Annotated in this window: 5 protein-coding genes and 2 rRNA genes; 4 read left to right on the top strand and 3 right to left on the bottom strand. The window is 37.9% G+C overall.

Going from position 1 to position 6,868, the window contains the following annotated elements:
- A 23S ribosomal RNA gene (locus tag QNI15_RS12040) occupies positions 1-98 on the top strand; the annotation flags it as partial.
- Positions 99-281: 183 nt separating this feature from the next.
- Positions 282-393: ribosomal RNA gene (gene rrf, locus QNI15_RS12035) — 5S ribosomal RNA — on the top strand.
- Between the two features lie 227 nt (positions 394-620).
- On the opposite strand, the gene glyA is transcribed toward rrf, so the two are convergent.
- Positions 621-1,910 (bottom strand): serine hydroxymethyltransferase, encoded by a 1,290-nt coding sequence (gene glyA / locus QNI15_RS12030; RefSeq protein ID WP_314031930.1) that lies wholly within the window; start codon positions 1,908-1,910, stop codon positions 621-623.
- A gap of 254 nt (positions 1,911-2,164) precedes the next feature.
- Here glyA and QNI15_RS12025 point away from each other — a divergent pair, with 254 nt between their 5' ends.
- Both QNI15_RS12025 and QNI15_RS12020 read left to right on the top strand, forming a co-directional pair.
- Positions 2,165-3,010 (top strand): serine hydrolase, encoded by an 846-nt coding sequence (locus QNI15_RS12025; protein ID WP_314031929.1) that lies wholly within the window; start codon positions 2,165-2,167, stop codon positions 3,008-3,010.
- 112 nt (positions 3,011-3,122) lie between these two features.
- Positions 3,123-3,593: a cytochrome B gene (locus tag QNI15_RS12020; RefSeq protein ID WP_314031928.1), complete on the top strand. Its 471-nt coding sequence runs from the start codon at positions 3,123-3,125 to the stop codon at positions 3,591-3,593.
- 61 nt (positions 3,594-3,654) lie between these two features.
- Here QNI15_RS12020 and QNI15_RS12015 read toward each other — a convergent pair whose 3' ends face one another.
- Positions 3,655-4,059 carry a hypothetical protein gene (locus tag QNI15_RS12015; RefSeq protein ID WP_313989935.1) on the bottom strand — a complete coding sequence of 135 codons (405 nt, stop codon included), beginning with the start codon at positions 4,057-4,059 and terminating at the stop codon, positions 3,655-3,657.
- 377 nt (positions 4,060-4,436) lie between these two features.
- Positions 4,437-6,812: a DUF5682 family protein gene (locus QNI15_RS12010; RefSeq protein WP_314031927.1), complete on the bottom strand. Its 2,376-nt coding sequence runs from the start codon at positions 6,810-6,812 to the stop codon at positions 4,437-4,439.
- Between the last annotated feature and the right edge of the window lie 56 nt (positions 6,813-6,868).

The following is a 6,868-nucleotide window of genomic DNA, read 5'->3' as shown; positions in this document are numbered from 1 at the left end:
ATATAGGACCGTTGGAGATGACAACGTAGATAGGCGATAGGTATACGCATAGCAATATGTTCAGCCAAGTCGTACTAATGATCCGAAGACTTCCGTTTTTTTCTTTTTGCTGATCATGCAAGTCAGATACTCAATTAGAAAAAATACTTTGTTATACTTAAACACTCGTTAATGAGTTTCTCTCTTTTCCACTTGTCAATTTTACTCACTAGAGTAGTACACTCAACTAAGTAAGATGAGTAAAACGAACTTCTAAAACATTGTCGCAAGACACCAACATTGTTGGTGGTTATAGTGAAGGTGATCACCTCTTCCCATTCCGAACAGAGAAGTTAAGCCCTTTCACGCCCATGATACTGCCTTCACCGGTGGGAAAGTAGGTCGCCGCCACTTTATCATTACACTTCATTACTTCTAAGCCACTCTTACTTTGAGTGGCTTTTTTGTTTTTGTACCTCTCTATAGCAGTTCTCACAGTATCTTTCACACATTATATTTCCAATTTCAGACATTTTACAATTGGCTCCAAATTTAGGTAAGCTTGTCTTCAACTATAAAACAATAAAAAAAGCGATCCTGTTAGAATCGCTCAGATAAAATGCTTTATTTAAGTTCAGTTATTAAGAATATAATGGAAATTGTTTCATCCACTCTGTTATTTCCTTTTTAGTAGCTGTGATATGAGCTTCATTGTCATGATTCATTAACACACTGTCGATATAATCAACAATACGTTTCATATCGGCTTCTTGCATACCACGTGTTGTTACTGCGGCTGTTCCAAAACGAATACCTGAAGTTACAAATGGAGATTTATCGTCAAATGGAACTGCATTCTTATTAGCAGTAACATGTACTTTGTCTAATGTTTCCTGAGCAAGTTTACCTGTAAGGCCTTTGCTACGAAGATCTATCAACATTAAGTGGTTGTCTGTTCCACCTGAAATAATCGAATAGCCTTTATCCAGAAAGGCCTGTGCCATTACTTTAGCATTCTTTTGAACTTGAACTGCATAGTTGTAAAACTCTTCGCTTAATGCCTCTCCATAAGCAACTGCCTTAGCTGCGATTACATGTTCTAATGGCCCCCCCTGTGTGCCTGGGAAAACACCTGAATCAAGAAGTTCAGACATTAAGCGGAGATTACCTTTGGGATTTTTAACACCAAATGGGTTTTCAAAGTCGTGACGCAACATAATCATACCACCACGAGGACCACGTAATGTCTTATGAGTAGTGGTAGTTACTACATGACAATGTTCTAGAGGATCATTTAATAAGCCTTTTGCGATTAAGCCAGCAGGGTGAGAAACATCTGCTAATAAGATGGCACCTACTTCATCTGCAATTTGACGAAGGCGCTGGTAATCCCAATCTCTGGAGTATGCAGAGGCTCCACAAATAATCATTTTTGGTTTCTCTTTCTTAGCAGTTTCCTCAACTTTATCCCAGTTTATAAGTCCGCTTTCTTTTTCAACCCCATAAAATGTTGGACGATATAGCTTTCCAGAGAAGTTTACAGGAGAACCATGAGTAAGGTGACCACCATGAGATAAATCGAAACCCAAAATTGTATCACCAGCTTGTAGAGCAGCTAAAAATACAGAAGCATTAGCTTGAGCACCTGAGTGAGGTTGAACATTTACCCAGCTTGCTTTGAAAAGTTCTTTTGCACGGTCAATGGCCAGTTGCTCAACTTCATCAACAATTTCGCAGCCTCCATAATATCTTTTGGATGGTAATCCTTCAGCGTATTTATTAGTTAGAACGCTTCCCATCGCTTGCATCACTTGAGGGGATACAAAGTTTTCGGAGGCGATTAGTTCGATGCCCGATTCCTGACGACTTTTCTCTTTGTTGATCAGGTCAAATACTTGTGTGTCGCGGATTGTTTGGGTGAGAGTGGACATAAAGCAAATGAATATGTGGATAAATATGCAAATGATTAAGTATATAACGCCTTTTTAGAATGAAAGGCTGAGTTTATACAAAGGTACAAGCTTTCTGGAAGAAATGGGATATAATAAAAAGATTAAATTCATTAGTCACCTATTTATAGAGTTTTTATCTTGCTCCATTTCAAATCAACTAACTGTAGTGAAGATTTATGGCAAAATACCTTTTGCTTTTAATGGTCATATTTCCCCTTACTGTAAAAGCTCAAATGAATTTCGTATTTGTGGAAGATCTAAAGGCTGCCATTGAATCAAAGCTTGTAACGGTCAAAGGAAAATTTGCTGTTACATTTAAATCCTTAGACTCCCCTAAGCTTGAAGTATATATTCAGGCGAAAGACGTCTTTCATGCTGCAAGTACTATGAAAACACCTGTAATGATAGAAGTATTTGATCAGGTGAAAGCAGGTAGGTTTAAGCTTTCAGACTCAATTTTAGTAAAAAATGAGTTTAAAAGTATTGTAGATGGAAGTCCATACAAAATGGATATTTCAGATGATAGTGCAGAAGAAATGTATAAGAAAATAGGGCAATGGATGACGATAAAACAATTGGTGTATGAAATGATAACAGTGAGTAGCAACCTGGCAACAAATCTGTTGATTGATAAAGTAGGAGCAGCTAATGTTATGAATACTATGCAGGGAATAGGGGCGAAAGATATAAGGGTGTTACGAGGTGTAGAAGATCAGAAGGCATTTGATAAAGGCTGGAATAATACTGTAACAGCTTATGATCTGGCTATTATATTAGAAAAGATAGCCCACGGACAGGTAGTCGATACAAAATCCTGTGAGGAAATGATACAAATTTTAAAAGAACAGAAATTCAATGATATTATTCCTTTATATCTACCTAAAGAAGTCCAGGTTGCTCACAAAACCGGATTTATTACAGGGGTAAGACATGATTCTGCCATTGTTTATTTACCATATGGGAGAAGATATATCTTAGTATTATTATCAAAAGAATTAGAAAATCCGGAAGCAGGAGTAGAGGTTCTGGCAAGAGTTTCAGAAACAATTTATCGATTTATGATGAATCAGTTAAAATAAGGTTTGTTAAGAAGGCTCTATGCTTTTTTGTTTCTGCAATTTGCTCGTTAACTTGCCACGCTTAAAATTTAAAGATAAAGAAAACCAATCATTCATTTAAAGACATTTACGTATGTATACCGGATTCGTACACTTACACAATTTATTGCGCTGGGTTATTCTGATTCTGCTTTTGGTTGCTATTTTCAGACATTTTAGTGGTATGAATGCTAAAAGAGAATTCAATAGTGGTGATAAGAAAGTTGATTTGTTTCTGATGATTGCAGCCCATATTACCTTGCTTATTGGGTTAGTGCAATGGGCAATTGGTCCGTGGGGGTTGCAGAATATTTTGGGCGTAGGTATGGGCGAAGTAATGAAAAGCAAGGTATATCGTTTCTGGGCTATAGAACACATCACAGGAATGATTATAGGAATTGCGTTAATTACTGTTGCACGGGGATCATTTCGCAAACCTATTTCTGATGAAAGAAAACATAAGAGAGCGCTTACGCTGCTTGTTATAGCTCTTATCGTGATCTTTATTTCTATTCCATGGCCTTTCAGAGGTGAAATTGCTCGTCCTTTATTTCCTGGGATGTAAAAAATGGAAGATGCAGACATTGATCTGTTGGAAAAATAAGGTCAATGTCTGCATTTGTCAGTTACTCATGTAAAACTCCGCTTAAGTCAAGCTGCGAAATGTAGCTAAGATTTTCTTCTACTATACTGTCAGGTACAAAAATAAATCGCTTGTCATAAATCTGATTATCAATAAAGTAACTTACCCAATATTCACTGTTTAATCCAAAAATGGCAGGATCTATTGGTTCAATAATAGCAGCATCCCCTGAATCCACATCTCCTAAGAAATGGCGTAATGTAGAAGTCCTACGCATTTCATCATTCATATAGCCGTATCCTTCAGAAGTGACAAATACATTTTTAATAGCAAAAGGATTGGTATTAAGTAAGTAAACAAACCAGTCAAAACTTCCTATATCATTCGTTTTTCGCACTACAGCTACTTTTACGTCTTTAACTGGTAGAAAAGGAATGTCTTTCTTCATGTTTCTCAGATTAAGTAATAGTACTAAGTTATTTAATTTTTGTCAATTTTCCGAAATCCGCTCAATGCCCGTTGAGCAAAAACAGATAGATAAAAAATCCAAAAGCATAAAAGTATACGAGATATTGTCTATGCCAGATGAATCTTACACTATATAGACAAAAGTATTGCCAAACTGGGTATTAGGTATAGGAGGATTCTAAATACCCAATGTCTGTTAGTTAAAAAATAGAGAAATAGTTTGGGATACGATCTGAGAGAATATACAAAATGTTAGATAATTAGCATTCTTAATTAAGTTCAAAGAAATAAACCTCCTCTAAAATAGATTCGGTTCATTTCTTTGAATTTATACAACCAAGCTCATAGGATGAAATATCATGCAATACCAAGGAGTAGCTTTATTGTTTCCAGAGATTTCTCTGCACGTTCATAATTGAAGTTTTCCGGAAGTTCAACATTACTACCAGAAGTAGTAGTATTTATAGTGGTGATACCTTTTTTAGCTTTCTCACCAATTTGTTTTCGTTCGGATGGATCAAATTTAGAGAATGTACGACGCAAAATAGGCAGCAGCTCTAAAAACTTATCTTGTTCTAATTCAAATACCCATTTGTATAATAGATTCCACAGGGTTTGGTCATACAGTAATATAGTACCACTACCTTTCAGAAAACCTTCAATCCAGCCTGCTGCATCTTTAGGTTCAGTACCTGGCGATAAAGCTAAACCAAAACGGCGGGCAGTTTCTGTTTCATCAATAATCTTTCCATCAAAGAGTAATCGACAGGTACATCCTATGATGATGGTATTTATGCCATTTTTATCCAGAATAACACCTAGTGTTTTGTACCAGAGTTGCTCTAATTCTTCATTGTCAAGTAGACGTACTGCCTCATCTGTTTTCTTTATATGCTCAAACATCCTGTTAGATGTCTCATCATCTAATCCATAGCAGGCATTGGGTAGACCGATACAGACACGAGTCAGTAATCCATTTACCAGTTGATTAATAGCCGTCAAATCTGTTTTACGCACGTTTCCGTAGCGACTCACATCAACCAGAGGACTTACTGCACCCATGAGTTCCAGTATATCACTGGATATCGTAGAAAGTTCATTAATCTTTTCAAGCAGCTTCTCTATTACTGAAAATAATTCTGCCGGAATCGCCTCCTGAATATAGGCAGCAAGTTGAGTTATTGATTGGGTCTGAGTTGCTAGATCAAGAAGATACTTTGTACACGCTTCCAGAATAGTATTTCCCCAGAATCCTTTTTCAATCAACTCGATTTCCATTTCAGGTTGCCAGCGGAGGCGCCATCCTTCTTTGAAGGTTCCTTTGGTAGAAATACTTATTTTTTTACCCCATTTGATATCCAGGACATCTAAGCGATGTAAAAAGCGACTGCGGTTAAGATCTAACTCTTTCCGCAGATCCAATTCATAGTCTTTATTGGCTTCAGTAATATCCAGGCGACATTTCTTACGGAGTTCATCGAAGTCTGATTGAATGGGAAGCTTAGGTAACTCTTTAGGAACTTTTCCTATGGTTGATTTGCCCACAATGAGCTCCTCCTCGACAAGTTTTAACAAAATGCTGTCTCCAAAGCATAGTACTGTTTGCGTGGCTTCATTGAGTTCCATCAAGCCTGGCCTTGACAGGTCACGCATAGCTGCAAGTGCTTCTGCAAGTCTATACGCTTCAATAACGTGAGCTGTAGAGATATCCATTTTCTTATCCCGGAACATGCGTGCTACACGTGTAAGCCAGCGAATACCTTTATCCTGACCATGGCTCCAGAGATGTTCATACCAGCCGGGAGATACAATTCCTGCACCATAGCCACTAAACATGCCTAAACGAGTATTCGTCCAAGGTATCCAGGTGCAGCTTACCTTCGTTGATGGAAGGCCTTTCAGACTTTTATCATCAGAAGTAATAACACTTTTCTCATTATAATTCTTCAGGGCCGGTCCATGCCAGGCACCACATACTACTACACATTTAGTATAGCCAGCTTTTTCTGCCTGCCGTATTTGCTTACGCATGTACGCTTCTCGTAGGTCATCTCGTTCTGCAGAATGATGCATAGGAACATGCTCGCGTAATACATCCATTGTCATCATCACTCCCTCAAAATGATCCTGAGAAGAGTTTTTGACAAACTTGTGTTCAAAATTATGTTCCCACCACAGTTCCCCATCATCATAGCCTGCTACCTGAGCCAGATAACTGATAGGATCTCTGGCAAATTCAGTTTCGTATTCAGTCAATGGTCCTTCTCCAGTTTCCGCGGATGGTAGTTCTTCCCCATTCACATTATTCTGCGGATTTGTGTCTTCAACAGAGATAATTTCTTCCTGTGCCTCCTGCTTTGCCTCTTCTTCCAATCTTTTTCTCTCTTTTTCAATGGCTTCCTGTTTTTTTATTTCGATACCAAATGTATGAGCCAAAGGAAGATCCATCATCCAAACAGGCACATTTTTCTGATGAGCATAGGTAATCGCTTGCCACTCAGGAGAAAATTTAGCAAAAGGATAAAAGGTGGCTTGTGCAGGCTTTTCTGTATTATAGGCTAGAACGGCTACGGGTGGTTTTAATTCTTTATGAGTAACCCATTGAACCACGCTATCAAGTTCAGGGGGACCTTCAACTAACAGAATGTCTGGTTGAAGAGCATTCAATCGTTCAACAATGTTTTTGGCTGAACCAACGCCATGATGTCGTATACCAAGAATATGAAGTTCCATAGTTGGATGATTAGCAGATAGAGCTGAGATACAAAGCTAAATTTGTATTTCAAATC

It is taken from the genome of Xanthocytophaga flava (assembly GCF_030068545.1).
Taxonomy (GTDB): domain Bacteria; phylum Bacteroidota; class Bacteroidia; order Cytophagales; family 172606-1; genus Xanthocytophaga; species Xanthocytophaga flava.
Note: the sequence above shows the minus strand (reverse complement) of the source record. Positions and strands in the feature narration are given on the sequence as shown.

Coding starts and splice junctions, on each gene's coding strand:
- glyA (WP_314031930.1), bottom strand. CDS start 1,910: ATGTCCACTCTCACCCAAACAATCCGCGACACACAAGTATTTGACCTG.
- QNI15_RS12025 (WP_314031929.1), top strand. CDS start 2,165: ATGAATTTCGTATTTGTGGAAGATCTAAAGGCTGCCATTGAATCAAAG.
- QNI15_RS12020 (WP_314031928.1), top strand. CDS start 3,123: ATGTATACCGGATTCGTACACTTACACAATTTATTGCGCTGGGTTATT.
- QNI15_RS12015 (WP_313989935.1), bottom strand. CDS start 4,059: ATGAAGAAAGACATTCCTTTTCTACCAGTTAAAGACGTAAAAGTAGCT.
- QNI15_RS12010 (WP_314031927.1), bottom strand. CDS start 6,812: ATGGAACTTCATATTCTTGGTATACGACATCATGGCGTTGGTTCAGCC.